The organism is Polaromonas sp. JS666 (genome assembly GCF_900103405.1).
Classification (GTDB): domain Bacteria; phylum Pseudomonadota; class Gammaproteobacteria; order Burkholderiales; family Burkholderiaceae_C; genus Polaromonas.
Genome location: NZ_FNHX01000002.1, coordinates 175,210 through 191,559, shown reverse-complemented (window position 1 = coordinate 191,559; position 16,350 = coordinate 175,210). Strand labels below are relative to the sequence as shown.

The window sequence follows — 16,350 nt, the reverse complement described above, 5'->3', positions numbered from 1 at the left end:
TTATAAGAGGAGTTGAGGACATTATGAAAAAGCATCTTGGGTATTGGGCGTTTTCGGCCATGCTGGTGGCGGCACTGACCGCCTGCGGTAAAAAAGACGAAGCGCCTGCTGCTGCCGCCCCGGCCGCCGCCGCGAGCGCACCGGCCCCCGTGGCCGCCGAGGAAAAGGTACTCAATGTCTACAACTGGCCTGACTACGTCGCCAAGGACATGGTGGCCAACTTCGAGAAGGAAACCGGCATCAAGGTCAACTACCAGACCTTCGAGAACAACGAAGCCCTGCATGCCAAGCTGGTCGCCGGCAACACCGGTTACGACATCGTCGTGCCGGGCGCCGTGTTCGCCAAGCCGCAGATCGACGGCGGCCTGCTCGCCAAGCTCGACAAAACCAAAATTGCCAACTATGGCAACCTGGATCCGGCCATCATGGAAAAACTGGGCACCATTGACCCGGGCAATGCCTACCTCGTGCCCTGGGCCTGGAGCTTCACCACGGTCGGCATCAACAAGGCCAAGGTCACCAAGGCCCTGGGTTCCACCCCTATGCCGGAAAACGCCTGGGACCTGGTGTTCAACCCGGTCTACACCGCCAAGCTCAAGGCCTGCGGCATCGCCTACCTCGACTCGCCCACCGAAGTGCTGCCGCCGGCCATGCACTACCTGGGCAAGAACGCTTACTCCAACGACCCGGCCGACCACAAGGCGGCGGCCGAGATGCTGGCCAAGGTGCGCCCGCACATCCGCATGTTCTCCAGCACCATGATTGACGACCTGGCCGGCGGCAAGGCCTGCGTGGCCCTGGCCTGGGCCGGCGACATCAACATCGCCCGCGGCCGCGCGCTGGAAAACAAGAGCGGCAACGAAGTCGAGGCCCTGCTGCCCAGCACCGGCGGCCTGATCTTCTTTGACACCCTGGCCATCCCCAAGGATGCCAAGCACCCCAACAATGCGCTGGCCTTCATCAACTACTCGCTGCGCCCTGAAGTGTCCGCCTCCCTGACCAACGAGCTGGGCTACGCCACCGCGAACAAGGCCAGCCTGGCCAACGTCAAGCCCGAAATTGCCAAGGACAAGGCGGTGTTCCCCGATGCCGACAACCTGAAGAAAATGGTGTCACCCGCAAGCTTCAGCAACGAAGCCCGTGAATCCATGAGCAATGTGTTCACCGCCTTCAAAAAAGGCAAGTAACGTTTTACTGATCCCTGGCAAGCGCTGATTTCAGTGTGAACCCGGCTGTGCATGCAATGTGTTGTGTGCACAGCTTTTTTTCATTTTGATGAAGGCAGGAAATCCTGTTCATGAATCTACCTCTCTCGGCCGGCGACGGGTTTTTGCGGACCGACCAGCTGGTCAAGCGCTTTGATGGCGTGGCAGCGGTCGATGATGTCTCGCTGTCCATCCACAAGGGTGAAATCTTCGCACTGCTGGGCAGTTCCGGCTGCGGCAAGTCGACCCTGCTGCGCATGCTGGCGGGTTTTGAAAAACCAACCTCCGGCGCGGTCTTCCTGGACGGCGTGGACATCGCGTCCTTCCCGCCCTACGAGCGGCCCATCAACATGATGTTCCAGTCGTATGCGCTGTTTCCGCACCTGACGGTCTGGGACAACATCGCCTTCGGCCTCAAGCGCGAAGGCATGCCCAAGCCCGAGATCGAAGCCCGCGTGCAGGAGATGCTCAAGCTGGTCCAACTCGAGGCCTTCGCCAAACGCAAGCCACACCAGCTCTCGGGCGGCCAGCAGCAGCGTGTGGCCCTGGCGCGCAGCCTGGCCAAGCGCCCCCAGCTGCTTTTGCTCGACGAACCCCTGGGCGCGCTGGACAAAAAGCTGCGAGAACGCACGCAGTTCGAACTTGTCAATATTCTTGAGTCGGTGGGCGTGACCTGCGTCATGGTCACGCACGACCAGGAGGAAGCCATGGCCATGGCTTCCCGTATCGCCGTGATGAGCCATGGCCGGGTGCTGCAGGTCGGCACGCCCAAGGAAATCTACGAGCACCCCAATTGCCGTTTTGTGGCCGACTTTATCGGCAACGTCAATATGCTGGAAGGTGAGCTCACGCTGGACGAGGCCGACCGCTGCGAAGTCACCACCGACCAGGGCGTGGTGAGCGTGGGGCACGGCATCAGCGGCACGCTGGGCATGGCGGTGGCCATCGCGGTGCGGCCCGAGAAGATCCATATCGCCAAGGCCCGCCCGCCTGGGGTCGGCAGCAACCTGTTCACCGGCAAGGTGCGCGAGATTGCCTATTTCGGCAGCTACAACACCTTCATCGTGGAAGCGGCCGGAGGGCGTACCCTCAAGATCACCGAGACCAACACCACGCGCCACGACAGCGACACGATCACCTGGGACGACCAGGTGTTCTTCTGGTGGGACGGCTCCGCGCCGGTGGTGCTGACGCAGTAGGCGCAGCCCACAGGCCTCAACGATTCAATTCCCGGCGATGAACAACATCCCCTCCTGGCTTCAGCTCAACCTCGGGCGGCGCTTCGTGATCGCCGTGCCCTATGTCTGGCTGCTGCTGTTTTTTGTGCTGCCTTTCCTGATCCTGCTACGCATCAGCGTGACGGACATGGGGGGCGGCGTTGATCCTTTTGCGCCGCTGATAGAGACGGTGAAGGGCTCCTGGCACGTCCTGCTGCGCTACAACAACTACGCGTCCATCTTCATCGACAACGCGCAGGACGCCGTGGGCGGCTTCGGCAACACCATCTACATGGAGGCTTACAAGACCTCGCTGAAGTACGCCTTGCTGACCACGCTGTCCTGCCTGGTCATAGGCTATCCCTTTGCCTACTTCATCGCGCGCTCGCGGCCCTCGATACGCCCGGCCTTGCTGATGCTGGTGATGCTGCCGTTCTGGACGTCTTTCCTGCTGCGTGTCTACGCCTGGAAGGGCATACTGGCCGACCAGGGTGTGCTCAACAACCTGCTGCTGTCGCTGGGCATCATCCAGGAGCCCATGGTGATGCTCTATACCGACGTCTCCATGCTGGTGGGCATGACCTATGTGTACTGCCCCTTCATGATCCTGCCGCTCTATGCCAACCTGGTGAAGATGGATTTTCGCCTGCTGGAAGCCGCGCACGACCTGGGCGCCAGCGCCTGGAAGGCCTTCTGGCTGATCACCGTGCCGCTCAGCAAGTCGGGCATCGTGGCCGGCTCCATGCTGGTGTTCATTCCCAGCGTCGGCGAGTTCGTGATCCCCTCGCTACTGGGCGGCGCCGAAAACATCATGATTGGCCGCGTGGTCTGGGACGAGATGTTCAGCAGCAACAACTGGCCGCGCGCGTCGGCGCTCGCGGTGGTGATGATTTTGCTGATCCTGGTGCCGCTGGCGTTTTATTACCGCTCCAGCAGCGACCGCGGCGCGCGGGGAGGGCACTGAGATGAAACTCAGCCTAAGGTTTTTTTCGCGGCTGGTGGAAAACAACGTGGGTCGGCTCTGGATGGGGCTGGTCTACCTCTTTCTTTACATCCCACTGTTTTTTCTCATCGTCTTTTCTTTCAACAGCACGCGGCAGGACGGTGTTTTCACCGGCTTTTCCACGCGCTGGTACGAGGCATTGCTGGCGGACTCGCGGCTGGTCGAAGGTTTCTTCCTGTCGCTCAAGGTGGCGCTGATCACCGGCACGCTGTCGGTGGTGCTGGGAACCTTTGCAGCCTTTGTGCTGGTGCGCTACCTGCGTTTTACTGGGCGCACCCTGTTTTACGGGCTGGTCAACGCGCCCCTGGTCATGCCCGAGGTCATCATCGGGCTGTCTCTGCTGCTGCTGATGGTGGCGGTGCAGCGCGCCGTGGGCTGGCCTGACCGCGGCTTCATCACCATCGTGACCGGCCACACCTTGCTGGGCATGGCCTACGCGACCGTGGTGGTCCAGTCGCGCCTGAGCGAAATGGACCGCACCCTCGAGGAGGCCGCCATGGACCTGGGCTGCCGGCCCATGCAGGTGTTTTTCCTGGTGACCCTGCCCAACATCGCGCCGGCTCTGGTGTCGGCCTGGCTGCTGACGTTCACGCTCTCGTTCGACGATGTGGTGATTTCGGAGTTTTTGTCGGGCCCGGGCGTGACGACCCTGCCGCAGGTGATCTTCAGCTACGCCCGCCGCGGCGTGAACCCGTCGATTTACGCGGCGGCGACGATCCTGATCACGGTGGTGTCGCTGGGCATCATCAGCTACAGCATTTATGTGATGCGCCGGCAAAAGCGGCTGGACCGCGAAATCAGTGCGGCGGCTCGACCGGAGCAGGCTTTTCCAGACCCCGTCCCGGCAAAGTAGCCAGCACCACGCCGGCCAGCGCGATGCCGAAGGCGCCGATCTGGGTGGGGTTCAGTGTTTCGCCCAGCACCATGACGCCGACCGCGGCGGCGCTGATGGGCAGCAGTACGGCAAACACGCCGGCTTCGTTGGCCGGGATGGTTTTGAGGCCTGTCATCCAGAGCCACACCGTCCAGACGCTGGCGGCCAGCGAATAAAACACCAGCAACAGCCAGAGGGTAGGCGCGACTCCGCCGAAGTCAAAACGCAAGGCCGCCCACAGGCCCAGCGGCGTGACGAGCGCAAAACCCCAGAGGTTGATCAGGGCCGAAATGCGTTTGGGGCTCAGCACACCGGTCAGCTTCTTGCCGATCACCGCATAGAAGGCCTCGCACAGGACAGCGCCCACCAGCAACAGGTTGCCCAGCCAAGCGTAGCTTGGCGCCAGTCCGCTTTGCGGCCCCGCTGCGGCGTGCCCCGCCGCTGGATTTTTGGCCAGCGACACCAGCGCGATGCCGACCACGGCACAGGCGACCGCGCCCCATACCCGCAGGCTGATGCGCTCGCGCAGGAAGAGCCAGCTCATGAGCGCGACGGCGGCCGGGATGGAGGCCATGATCACGCCGGCCGCGACGGCGCTGGTCATGCTCACGCCGAACAGCATGCAAATGGAAAACAGGAAGTTGCCCAGGAAGGACTCCAGGAACAGCAGGCGGGTGGTCTGCCGGCTCATGGGAGCCTCTCCAGCCGGCTTTTTGAGCCATCGCAGCATGGCTGCTCCTCCTATGCCAAAACGCAGCCAGGCGAGCAAAAAGACGGGCAGGGCGGCGACCAGTGGCTTGGACAGCGCCACATAGCTGCCCACCAAGGACATGCTGAGCCCGAGACAGGCGTAAGCCACAATGCGGTTCATTAAACTGGGAGTTCCTGTTGCAGCGGCCCTGCGGCCCGTCGGTTGCATGGGCCGGCAGGGGATGCCGACGCAGGCCGGAATCATGCCTTAGTTTTGAGGACCGAATTTCCCCGCCTTCCGATACCCAGGGCTTCACGCGATGACACCTTCCGCCACCCGCCATGTTTTTGTTTACGGCACCCTGCGCAAGGGGGAGGAGCGTGACATCAACCGCCTGCGGCCCGCGCCGCAGTGGGTGGGGCGGGCCCAGGTGGCCGGCGTCCTGCATCACCTGGGAAGCTACCCGGGCCTGGTGCTGGGCGGGACGGGTGTTGTGCATGGCGAGGTCTATGCCGTCAGCCCCGAGTTGGAGCGGGTGCTCGATGAGATCGAAGAGGTCTGGCCGCAGCAAACCGGTGAATACACCAAGTGCGAAGTGGCGGTGCAACTGGACACCATGCCCCCGCGCGAACTGCTGTGCGTGCTCTATGAAATTTCGTTGGAGCGCACCCGGGGCAAGCCCGTCATTGCCGGCGGTGACTGGGTGCTGCACCGCGCCGGCCGCCAAACCTGAACTCCAGGGCGCCTGCTGCAAGCGCGCCGGACCCCTCTTTGCTCCTGACTCAACCGCGCTGCTGCCGCGCCGTTCCGCCCTGCGCGGGCGGCGCCGGATATTTCACGATCCAATAAATTAATTTCACAATACAAAAATCATAAATGCTGCGCTGCGGAAATATTTCTCAATCCGAGAAATATGATTTTGTATTGCGATATTTTATTGATAGTTCTTTGATTTTGTTGAATTTTATTTTTGTCTTATATAAGACATAAGAGCTTCACAAAGTCTTGTAGAAGACTTAAAGTGAGTCCATCGCAGTCACCACTTTTTCTCTTCTTCAATTCTTTCAACTTCAAGGAGCCCACCATGCCACAAACCCTGACTGAACAACTGAGCCGCGACCAGCAGATTTCCGCCCTCGAAAAAGAATGGGCCACCAACCCCCGCTGGAAGGGCATCAAGCGCGGTTACAGCGCGGCCGACGTGGTGCGCCTGCGCGGTTCCTTCCCGATTGAGCACACGCTGGCACGCCGCGGTGCCGAAAAACTCTGGAACCTGGTCAACAACGAGCCTTATGTGAACTGCCTGGGCGCGCTCACGGGCGGCCAGGCCATGCAGCAGGTCAAGGCCGGCGTCAAAGCCATTTACCTCTCGGGCTGGCAAGTCGCCGCCGACAACAACAGCTACGCCTCCATGTACCCCGACCAGTCGCTGTACCCCGTCGACTCCGTGCCCACCGTGGTTGAGCGCATCAACAACACCTTCCGCCGGGCCGACGAGATCCAGCACTCCAAGGGCATAGACGCCGGCGACAAGGGTTATATCGACAACTTCGCGCCCATCGTGGCCGATGCCGAAGCCGGTTTCGGCGGCGTGCTCAACGCCTTCGAACTGATGAAGGCCATGATCAAGGCCGGCGCCGCCGGTGTGCACTGGGAAGACCAGCTCGCCTCGGTCAAGAAATGCGGCCACATGGGCGGCAAGGTGTTGGTGCCTACGGCTGAAGCCGTGCAAAAACTCGTGGCAGCCCGTATGGCTGCCGACGTCTGCGGCGTGCCCACGCTGGTGATTGCCCGCACCGACGCCGAAGCGGCCGACCTGCTGACCAGCGATTACGATGAAAACGACAAGCCTTTCATCACCGGCGAGCGCACGTCCGAAGGCTTCTACAAGACGAAAAAAGGCATTGACCAAGCCATCAGCCGCGCCATCGCCTACGCCCACTACGCCGACCTGGTGTGGTGCGAAACCGGCACGCCCGACCTGGAGTTCGCCAGGAAGTTTGCCGAGGCCGTGCACAAGGTGCACCCCGGAAAATTGCTGGCCTACAACTGCTCGCCGTCCTTCAACTGGAAGAAAAACCTCGACGACGCGACCATTGCCAAGTTCCAGAAGGAGCTGGGCGCGATGGGCTACAAATACCAGTTCATCACCCTGGCCGGCATCCATTCGATGTGGTTCAACATGTTCGACCTGGCCCAGGACTACGTCAAACGCGGCATGTCGGCCTATGTCGAGAAGGTGCAGGAGCCCGAGTTCGCGGCGCGCGACCGCGGCTACACCTTTGTGTCGCATCAGCAGGAAGTCGGCACCGGCTACTTCGACGAAGTCACCACGGTGATCCAGGGCGGCAAGTCCAGCGTGACCGCGCTGACCGGTTCCACCGAAGAAGAGCAGTTCCACTGAACTGGCTTCATTCCAACGATTACCCAGACGCTGGAGCCTTCACGGGCGCAGCTTTCAGCCCGGACAGGAACTTAGGGCCTGTCCGGGCTTTTTTGCGGCTGCTTTTTGGCGTAGAGTGATGTTTGTTACATAAAACACGACTTTGAACATCAACTGGAGGGGCTGCCGTGTCGGACTTAACCGTGGGTTTCAAGCGTATTTCCTGTCCCGATTGCGAGGGTTCCGGTGAACTGCGCATCGAGAGCGAAAACATCAACGAACACTTCGAGGTCGAGAAGCAGACCGTCATCACCGAATGCCCGCGTTGCCTGGGCCTGGGCTTTTTGCCGCCCAGCTCGCCGCAATAGCACTTCACCCGCCCGATAGGCCTGGCGGGCGGCCCCCCGGCAACCTGCCGTAAAATACGCGCATGCAATCAATCAAACTGGAAACAGGAAGGATCGTTCGGGTTATGACACCGCGAACTACGACCTCGTCCGTTTTCTGGAGTCATCCAGGGCGCTAGTCCGCACCCCTCGGTGATTATTTGCTACATAATTCATAGCTAACCTCCAAATACTTCTCCATCAAAGCGCGGCATGTTCCGCGCTTTTTTGTTTTCCCATTTTTCCCAAAAATTCATCCCATGATTCAGATCACGCTCCCCGATGCCTCCAAGCGCGAATATCCGCAAGCCGTCACGGTCGCCGAAGTCGCCGCCTCGATAGGCGCCGGCTTGGCCAAAGCCGCCCTGGGCGGCAAGGTCGACGGCAAGGTGGTGGACACCAGCTACCTGATCGCCAAGGACAGCGCGGTTTCCATCATCACAGCCAAGGATGCCGACGGGCTGGAGATGATCCGCCACTCCACGGCCCACTTGCTGGCCTATGCCGTGAAGGAGTTGTTCCCGGATGCGCAGGTCACCATTGGCCCGGTGATTGAAAACGGCTTTTTCTACGATTTTTCGTACAAGCGCCCGTTCACGCCGGAAGACCTGGCCGCGATCGAAAAACGCATGACGGAGCTTGCCGCCAAGGACGAGCCGGTGACGCGCCGCGTGCTGCCGCGCGATGAGGCCGTGGCCTACTTCAAGAGCATAGGCGAGCACTACAAGGCCGAGATCATCGCCAGCATCCCCGCCAATGAGGACGTGTCGCTCTATCGTGAGGGCGCTTTCGAGGATCTGTGCCGCGGCCCCCACGTGCCCAGCACGGGCAAGCTCAAATTTTTCAAGCTCATGAAGGTAGCCGGCGCCTACTGGCGCGGCGACCACCGCAACGAGATGCTGCAGCGCGTTTACGGTACGGCCTGGGCCACCAAGGATGAACTCCAGCAATATCTGACGATGCTGGAGGAGGCCGAAAAACGCGACCACCGCAAGCTCGGCAAGGAACTGGACCTGTTCCACATCGATGACCATGCGCCCGGCCTGGTGTTCTGGCACCCCAAGGGCTGGACGGTCTGGCAAGGCGTGGAGCAGTACATGCGCAGGGTCTACCAGGACAACGGCTACCAGGAGGTAAAGGGTCCGCAGATCATCGACAAGACGCTGTGGGAAAAAACCGGCCACTGGGACAAATACCGCGACAACATGTTCACGACCGAGAGCGAAAAGCGAGAGTACGCGCTCAAGCCCATGAACTGCCCCGGCCACATCCTGATCTTCAAGCAGGGCATCAAGAGCTACCGCGACCTGCCGCTACGCTACGGCGAATTCGGCCAGTGCCACCGCAACGAGCCTTCGGGCGGGTTGCACGGCATCATGCGCGTGCGCGGCTTCACGCAGGACGACGGCCATATTTTCTGTACCGAGGACCAGATCCTCAAGGAATGCGTGGACTACACCACCCTGCTGCAAAAGGTGTACGCCGACTTCGGCTTCAAGAACATCATCTACAAGGTCGCCACGCGCCCCGAGGCGCGCATCGGCTCGGATGAAAGCTGGGACAGGGCCGAGCATGCGCTGATGGAGAGCCTGCGTGCCTCCGGTTGCGAGTTTGAGATCGCCCCCGGCGACGGCGCGTTTTACGGCCCCAAGATCGAATACACGCTGAAAGACGCCATAGGCCGCCAGTGGCAGTGCGGCACCATGCAGGTCGATTTTTCGATGCCGGAGCGCCTGGATGCCGAATACGTCGGCGAGGATGGCAACCGCCACCGGCCGGTGATGCTGCACCGCGCGATTGTGGGCAGCCTGGAGCGGTTTATCGGGATTTTGATCGAGGAACACGCCGGCGCACTGCCGACCTGGCTGGCTCCCGAGCAGGTTTCGGTCCTCAATATCACCGATTCCCAGGCCGAATATGCCCGGGAAGTTGCCAAAACGCTGCAAAATCAAGGGCTTAGGGTCAACCTGGACCTGCGCAATGAGAAAATTACGTATAAAATACGGGAGCACTCGATGAAAAAGCTGCCTTACATCCTGGTCGTGGGCGACAAGGAGAAGGAAGCCGGATCCGTTGCAGTGCGCGCCCGGGGTAACAAAGACCTTGGAGTGATGCCTCTCGATGCGTTTGCCCAGCAAATTGCCTCTGACATCGCACAAAAAGCCTGAATTGCCGACAAACTCACCGGAGTTTGCTGGGGTTGAGCTTCTCGTCCTTGTGAGACGGGCGCAAGCCGCTATAGCTTTTATAGCAAGAGTTAAAGGATAGAACCATCGCTACTGAATTTCGTGACCGCCGTCACCGTGAAGAACGCAAGCACCGCTTGAACCGTGAAATCATGGCCCCCGAAGTGCGTCTGACCGGGCCGGACAACGAGCCTTTAGGCATTGTCAGCATCGCGGAGGCCTTGCGCCTGGCAGGTGAGGCCGACGTTGACCTTGTTGAAATCTCCCCCACGGCGGTTCCGCCCGTGTGCAGGTTGATGGATTACGGCAAGTTCAAGTACGCCGAGCAGAAGAAGGCGGCGGAAGCGAAGTCCAAGCAAAAAGTGATCGAGATCAAGGAAGTCAAATTCCGGCCCGGCACTGACGATGGGGACTACAACATCAAATTGCGCAACATCAAGCGCTTTTTGGAAGAGGGCGACAAGTGCAAGATCACCTTGCGCTTTCGCGGCCGCGAGATCACGCACCAGGAACTGGGTTTGGCCCTGCTGGCGCGGATTCGCGACGAATTGGCGGATTTGATCGTGGTGGAGCAGTTTCCCAAGCTTGAAGGCAGGCAGATGGTCATGATGATCGCGCCGGGCCGCAAGAAGCCCGGCGGCAAGCCGGCCGCGGAAACTGCGGCAGCACCGGCGCCCTCGGCCGCGGCCTGAGGGTAGCCAGAAGAGATACGGGTTTGCCGGATTGATCCGGCGGGCCTTTGAGGGGATGCCGCAAGGTGTTTCCTGTGAGGGTGGGCGACAAGCCTGCTTTCCGAAAGCGATGGGGTCAAGCCCGTCGCGACCAGCGGATGTTGCAAGACATCCGCCGGCAGTGGCAGGTGTCATCACCGGCCACTGACAAGTGGCTCGGGGCCATCAAGTCTGCGGAAGGTTCGCAGCGCCTCACGAGCACAAATGAAAAGGAGCATTTACATGCCCAAAATGAAGACCAAGAGCGGCGCTAAAAAGCGTTTCCGCGTTCGTCCGGGTGGTACCGTCAAGCGCGGCCAAGCCTTCAAACGTCACATCCTGACCAAGAAGACCACCAAAAACAAACGCCATCTGCGTGGTGCGGTGACTGTCCATGAGACCAATATGGGTCACATGGCACAGATGCTCCCAGGCCAGGGCATTTAATTAACGACGAACAAGGAGTACACACATGCCTCGCGTCAAACGTGGTGTAACGGCTCGCGCCCGCCACAAAAAAGTTTTAACCCTTGCAAAAGGTTTCCGCGGCCGCCGCGGCAATGTCTTCCGTATCGCCAAAGAAGCGGTAATGAAGGCCGGGCAATATGCCTACCGTGACCGCCGTACCAAGAAGCGCGTGTTCCGCCAGTTGTGGATCGCCCGTATCAATGCTGCAAGCCGTTCATTCGGCCTGACCTACAGCCAGTTCGCCAACGGCCTGAAGAAAGCCGGTATCGAGATCGACCGTAAGGTTCTGTCCGACATGGCCATCAATGACAGCGCTGCTTTCGGCGCCATCGTTGAACAGGTGAAAGCCAAGCTGGCCGCCTGATTTTCAGGCCAGGCAGTATTGACGCTATCAATCACTGCCTACGCAAGAAAATAAGGGCTGGAGCTTGAAAAGGCTCTGGCCCTTTTTTATGGTTTTTTCCGCAGTGCTTACTCTCAGTCGGCGTGATGCGAGTGCTGCCGAAAGCGCCTTTGCCGTTTTGTATTTCGAACAAGAGAACGTATGACCCAACCTGATGCCCTCCAAGAACTGGTCAGCAGCGCCCAGGCCAGCTTTGCGCAGGCCAATACGCCCGCCGACCTGGAAAACGCCAAAGCGCAGTTCCTGGGCAAGACCGGCCGTGTGACCGAGTTGATGAAGGGCATGGCGGCCCTCACCGTGGAAGAGAAAAAATCGCGCGGCGCCGCCATCAACCTGGCCAAGCAGGCCATTGAGGCAGCGCTGAACGCGCGCCGCCAGGCGTTGGCCGATGCCGAACTGCAAAAGCAGCTCAAAGCCGAAGCGCTCGACGTGAGCCTGCCCGGCCGCCAGCGCGTGCAGGGCGGCCTGCATCCCGTGTCGCTGACGCTGGAGCGTATCGAAGGCATTTTTGGCTCCATGGGCTTCGACGTCGCCCAGGGCCCCGAGATCGAGACCGACTGGTTCAACTTCACCGCGCTCAACACGCCGGAAGACCATCCGGCGCGGTCCATGCACGACACCTTCTACGTCGAAGGCGGCTCCGAGGCCGCGCCCAACTTGCTGCGCACCCACACCAGCCCGATGCAAATCCGCTATGCGGTGCAGCATGTCAAGAAGCACCGTGCCCTGATTGATGCCGGCGGCCGCATGCCTGAGATCCGTGTCATCGCGCCGGGCCGCACCTACCGCGTCGACAGCGACGCCACCCACTCGCCCATGTTCCACCAGTGCGAAGGCCTGTGGATAGGCGAGAACGTGAGCTTCAAGGACCTCAAGTTCGTCTTCACCGATTTTTGCCGCACCTTCTTTGAAAGCGACGACCTGGTGCTGCGTTTTAGGCCCAGCTTTTTCCCCTTCACCGAGCCCAGCGCCGAGATCGACATCCAGTTCCAGACCGGCCCGCTTGCCGGCCGCTGGCTGGAAGTAGCCGGCTCCGGCCAGGTGCACCCGAACGTGGTGCGCAACATGGGCCTGGACCCCGAGAAATACATCGGCTTTGCCTTCGGCATGGGCCCGGACCGCCTGACCATGCTGCGCTATGGCGTCAACGACCTGCGCCTGTTCTTCGACGGTGACATCCGCTTCCTCTCGCAGTTCCAGTCATAAGCCACAAGAACAAGAACAACAAGGTCTCACCATGCAATTCCCAGAATCCTGGTTGCGCGAATTCTGCAACCCGCCGCTCAATACCCAGCAGCTCGCCGACACCCTCACCATGGCCGGCCTCGAGGTCGAAGAGCTCAAACCCGTGGCGCCGCCTTTCACCAAGATCGTCGTCGGCGAGATCAAGGAGGCCGTGCAGCATCCTGACGCCGATCGCCTGCGCGTCTGCCAGGTCGACGTGGGGCAGGGCAGCCTGCTCAACATCGTCTGCGGTGCGCCCAACGCCCGCGTCGGCATCAAGGTGCCCTGCGCCCTGGTCGGCGCCGAACTGCCGCCTGGCGAAGACGGCAAACCTTTCCTGATCAAGGTCGGCAAGCTGCGCGGTGTCGAAAGCCAGGGCATGCTGTGCTCGGCGCGCGAACTCAAGCTCTCCGAAGACCATGGCGGCCTGCTCGAGCTGGCCGCCGATGCGCCGCTGGGCCAGGACATCCGCGAACACCTGCGGCTGGACGACACCCTGTTTACCCTCAAGCTCACGCCCAACCTCGCGCATTGCCTGAGCGTCTACGGCGTCGCGCGTGAAGTCGCCGCGCTCACCGGCGCGCCGCTGCACACGCCGTCCATCCCGGCCGTGGCCGCTGCCGATGCCACCAAAGTGCCGGTCAAAATCAGCGCGCCCGATCTCTGCGGCCGCTTTTCGGGCCGCGTGGTGCGCAACGTCAACACCAAAGCCGCCACGCCGCAATGGATGGTGGACCGCCTGGCACGCTGCGGCCAGCGCAGCGTGACCGCGCTGGTCGACATCTCCAACTATGTGATGTTCGAGCTGGGCCGCCCCTCGCACATCTTTGACCTCGACAAAATCCACGGCGGGCTTGACGTCCGTTGGGGCAAGCCCGGCGAGACGCTCAAGCTGCTCAACGGCAACACCGTGACGGTCGATGAAAAGGTCGGCGTGATCGCCGACGATGCCCAGGTTGAGTCCCTGGCCGGCATCATGGGCGGCGACGCCACCGCGGTGTCCGACGACACCAAACATGTTTACGTGGAGGCCGCTTTCTGGTGGCCCAAATCCATTGCCGGCCGTTCGCGCCGCTACAACTTCTCGACCGACGCGGGCCACCGTTTCGAGCGCGGCGTTGACCCCGGCCAGACCGTGGAGCACATCGAGCGCATCACCCAGCTGATCATCGACATCTGCGGCACGCCGCAAACCGTGTGCGGCCCCATGGACGACCAGCAGGTCAATGTACCCAAGGCGGCACCCGTCACCCTGCGCGTGGCACGTGCCGCCAAGGTGATCGGCATGCCGCTCACCCAGGCGCAGTGCCTGGACGCGCTGCAGCGCCTGGGCTTGCCGGTGACGCAGGGCGAGGGCACCCTCACGGTGACGCCGCCCAGCTACCGCTTTGACCTGCAGATTGAGGAAGACCTCATCGAAGAGGTGGTGCGCATGGTGGGCTACCAGCAGTTGCCCGACATGCCGCCGCTGGCGCCCATCACGGCGCGGCTGCGCCTTGAGGCCGAGCGCAGCCCCTTTGCCGTGCGCCGCGCGCTGGCTTCGCTGGGTTACCAGGAAACCATTAACTTCAGCTTCGTGGAAGAGCGCTGGGAGCACGAACTCGCCGGCAACGCTAACCCCATCAAGCTGCTCAACCCGATTGCCAGCCAGATGAGCGTCATGCGCTCCTCGCTGCTGGGCTCGCTGCTGCAGGTGCTCAAGTTCAACCTGGACCGCAAGGCCTCCCGCGTGAACGTGTTTGAGCTGGGCCGTGTCTTCCTGCGCGATGCCCAGGCCCAGAACACCGACACCAGCGTAGCCGGCTTCAACCAGCCCATGCGCGTGTCGGGTCTGGCCTACGGGCCGCGGGCCGCCCTCAATTGGAGCCAATCTGACAAGACGGTGGATTTCTTTGACGTCAAGGGCGATGTCGAGGCTTTGCTCGCGCCGCTCCAGGCGGTCTTTGCGCCCGCCGCGCATCCCGCCATGCACCCCGGCCGCTGCGCCAGCGTGTCGGTGGGCGGCAAGGCCATAGGCTTTGTCGGCGAGCTGCATCCGCAGTGGCGCCAGGGTTATGACCTTGCCCAGGCGCCTTTGCTGTTCGAGCTCGAACTGGACGCGGTCCTGCAGCGCCCGGTGCCCGAATTCAAGCCGGTCAGCAAACTGCAGCCCGTGGAGCGCGACATCGCCGTCATCGTGCCGGAGGGCGCCACGCACGCCGCGCTCATGGCGGCCATCCACGGCGCAGCCACGCAAGGCCTGCTCAAGGACGCCACCCTGTTTGACGTCTACAGGCCGCAGCAGGCCAGCGCCAGCATGCAACTGGGTGAAAAAAGCCTGGCCGTGCGCTTGGTGCTTTCGAGCGACACCGCTACACTGACCGACGAGGAGATTGAGGCGGCCGTTCAGGCGGTTCTCGCGAATCTGCAGGGTCAACTCGGGGCGCGCCTGCGTGCCTGAGGCTTCCACGAACCTTCCAAAATAAAAAACGCCAGGAGCACTGCCGCATGGAATTTTCTGTAGAAAGCCTGGAGACCCCGGCACTGACCAAGGCGCACCTCGCCGAATTGCTGTTTGAGCAGATCGGGCTCAACAAACGCGAATCGAAAGACATGATCGATGCGTTTTTCGACCTGATTTCAGACAGCCTGGTGGACGGAAATGATGTAAAAATTTCCGGTTTTGGCAATTTCCAGATCCGCACCAAGGCCCCGCGCCCCGGCCGCAACCCCCGCACCGGCGAAGCCATCCCCATCCAGGCCCGCCGCGTGGTCACTTTCCACGCCAGCCACAAGCTCAAAGACCAGATCCAGGGCGAAAACCCGGCCGAATAGCCTGGGCCCGCGCTCCCGGCGGCGCGGACACCGCCTTATTGCACCGTAGCGATGGATTGGTAACTTCGTGTTACTTGTGTGACGGAGCAACAGATTTCAAAAAAGCCAAGCAACTCTTTGCGCTAACTTTCGACTTAGAGTAGATTTGGAGGTTTCCTCCTTAGCGCATTGATTTAATTGGAGAAAACTCTTCCACCCATTCCGGCGAAACGCTATTTCACTATCGGTGAAGTCAGCGATTTGTGCGGCGTCAAACCTCACGTGCTCCGTTATTGGGAGCAGGAGTTTACGCAGCTGCGCCCGATGAAAAGGCGCGGCAACCGGCGCTACTACCAGCACCATGAGGTGCTCATGATCCGGCGCATCCGCGACCTGCTCTATGACCAGGGCTTCACGATCAGCGGCGCGCGCAACAAGCTCCAGGAAATCGTCCAGATCGAACGCGACAAGCGACGCAACGGGGAGGTCATGCTCGACGGTGTTGAAGTGCTTGAAGGCGGCGATTCGCTGCTCGAGGATTTTGAGGATTCAACCGATCACGCCGACTTTGAAGACAGCGAACCCGAGGGCGCCGACCTGCCCACAGGGGCTGCCGCGCAGCAAAGGTTGCTGCTGGTGCGCCGCGAGTTGTTCGAAATCCGTGATCTCCTGAGCAACAACCACTGAGAAGTGCTTTGCGGCAGGCTATAATCTAAGGCTTGTCGGTGTGTGGCGCAGCCTGGTAGCGCACTTGCATGGGGTGCAAGGGGTCGAAGGTTCGAATCCTTTCACACCGACCATTAAAAC

The 16,350-nt window shown here is 61.2% G+C and carries 16 protein-coding genes and 1 tRNA gene; 16 read left to right on the top strand and 1 reads right to left on the bottom strand.

Annotation, left to right across the window (positions count from 1 at the left end; all coding sequences use genetic code 11):
- Nucleotides 1-23 precede the first annotated feature (23 nt).
- The 4 genes from BLQ85_RS05315 (at nt 24) to BLQ85_RS05300 (ending at nt 4,278) form a co-directional block, all read left to right on the top strand.
- The gene (locus BLQ85_RS05315) at nt 24-1,187 is read left to right on the top strand and encodes an extracellular solute-binding protein (RefSeq protein ID WP_074575313.1); all 1,164 of its coding nucleotides are present in this window, start codon (nt 24-26) and stop codon (nt 1,185-1,187) included.
- 110 nt (nt 1,188-1,297) lie between these two features.
- A complete protein-coding gene (locus tag BLQ85_RS05310; protein ID WP_074575312.1) occupies nt 1,298-2,404 on the top strand; it encodes an ABC transporter ATP-binding protein in 1,107 nt (368 codons plus the stop codon).
- Between the two features lie 37 nt (nt 2,405-2,441).
- Nucleotides 2,442-3,386, top strand: coding sequence for an ABC transporter permease (locus BLQ85_RS05305; RefSeq protein ID WP_074575311.1), 945 nt, complete (start codon nt 2,442-2,444; stop codon nt 3,384-3,386).
- Nucleotide 3,387: 1 nt separating this feature from the next.
- Complete coding sequence (locus BLQ85_RS05300; protein ID WP_074575310.1) at nt 3,388-4,278, top strand: ABC transporter permease; 891 nt, start codon at nt 3,388-3,390, stop codon at nt 4,276-4,278.
- Here BLQ85_RS05300 and BLQ85_RS05295 read toward each other — a convergent pair.
- Entirely contained in the window at nt 4,223-5,170 is a 948-nt protein-coding gene (locus tag BLQ85_RS05295) for a DMT family transporter (protein ID WP_074575309.1), read from the bottom strand. The genes BLQ85_RS05300 and BLQ85_RS05295 overlap by 56 nt on opposite strands.
- Nucleotides 5,171-5,309: 139 nt before the next feature.
- Between BLQ85_RS05295 and BLQ85_RS05290 the strand changes: the two genes are divergently transcribed.
- From BLQ85_RS05290 to BLQ85_RS05240, 12 genes are all read left to right on the top strand, one after another.
- On the top strand, nt 5,310-5,723 hold the full coding sequence (locus BLQ85_RS05290; RefSeq protein WP_074575308.1) for a gamma-glutamylcyclotransferase family protein: 414 nt from the start codon (nt 5,310-5,312) through the stop codon (nt 5,721-5,723).
- 351 nt (nt 5,724-6,074) lie between these two features.
- Nucleotides 6,075-7,394 (top strand): isocitrate lyase, encoded by a 1,320-nt coding sequence (aceA, locus tag BLQ85_RS05285; RefSeq protein ID WP_007870714.1) that lies wholly within the window; start codon nt 6,075-6,077, stop codon nt 7,392-7,394.
- A gap of 167 nt (nt 7,395-7,561) precedes the next feature.
- Nucleotides 7,562-7,741, top strand: coding sequence for a hypothetical protein (locus tag BLQ85_RS24155; protein WP_139200899.1), 180 nt, complete (start codon nt 7,562-7,564; stop codon nt 7,739-7,741).
- Between the two features lie 278 nt (nt 7,742-8,019).
- On the top strand, nt 8,020-9,927 hold the full coding sequence (thrS, locus tag BLQ85_RS05280) for a threonine--tRNA ligase (protein WP_074575307.1): 1,908 nt from the start codon (nt 8,020-8,022) through the stop codon (nt 9,925-9,927).
- A gap of 104 nt (nt 9,928-10,031) precedes the next feature.
- A complete protein-coding gene (gene infC, locus BLQ85_RS05275; protein ID WP_074575306.1) occupies nt 10,032-10,637 on the top strand; it encodes a translation initiation factor IF-3 in 606 nt (201 codons plus the stop codon).
- 261 nt (nt 10,638-10,898) lie between these two features.
- Nucleotides 10,899-11,102, top strand: a complete 204-nt coding sequence (gene rpmI, locus BLQ85_RS05270; protein WP_007870723.1) for a 50S ribosomal protein L35 — start codon at nt 10,899-10,901, stop codon at nt 11,100-11,102.
- A gap of 25 nt (nt 11,103-11,127) precedes the next feature.
- Nucleotides 11,128-11,487, top strand: coding sequence for a 50S ribosomal protein L20 (rplT, locus tag BLQ85_RS05265; RefSeq protein WP_007870727.1), 360 nt, complete (start codon nt 11,128-11,130; stop codon nt 11,485-11,487).
- Between the two features lie 180 nt (nt 11,488-11,667).
- The gene (gene pheS / locus BLQ85_RS05260; protein ID WP_074575305.1) at nt 11,668-12,732 is read left to right on the top strand and encodes a phenylalanine--tRNA ligase subunit alpha; all 1,065 of its coding nucleotides are present in this window, start codon (nt 11,668-11,670) and stop codon (nt 12,730-12,732) included.
- A gap of 31 nt (nt 12,733-12,763) precedes the next feature.
- Nucleotides 12,764-15,190 carry a phenylalanine--tRNA ligase subunit beta gene (gene pheT / locus BLQ85_RS05255; protein ID WP_074575304.1) on the top strand — a complete coding sequence of 809 codons (2,427 nt, stop codon included), beginning with the start codon at nt 12,764-12,766 and terminating at the stop codon, nt 15,188-15,190.
- The gene (locus tag BLQ85_RS05250; protein ID WP_256375431.1) at nt 15,187-15,564 is read left to right on the top strand and encodes an integration host factor subunit alpha; all 378 of its coding nucleotides are present in this window, start codon (nt 15,187-15,189) and stop codon (nt 15,562-15,564) included. Before pheT ends, BLQ85_RS05250 begins: the two co-directional genes overlap by 4 nt.
- Nucleotides 15,565-15,741: 177 nt before the next feature.
- Entirely contained in the window at nt 15,742-16,230 is a 489-nt protein-coding gene (locus BLQ85_RS05245; protein WP_074575302.1) for a MerR family transcriptional regulator, read from the top strand.
- A gap of 36 nt (nt 16,231-16,266) precedes the next feature.
- Nucleotides 16,267-16,343 (top strand) — tRNA-Pro (locus BLQ85_RS05240).
- Nucleotides 16,344-16,350 lie beyond the last annotated feature (7 nt).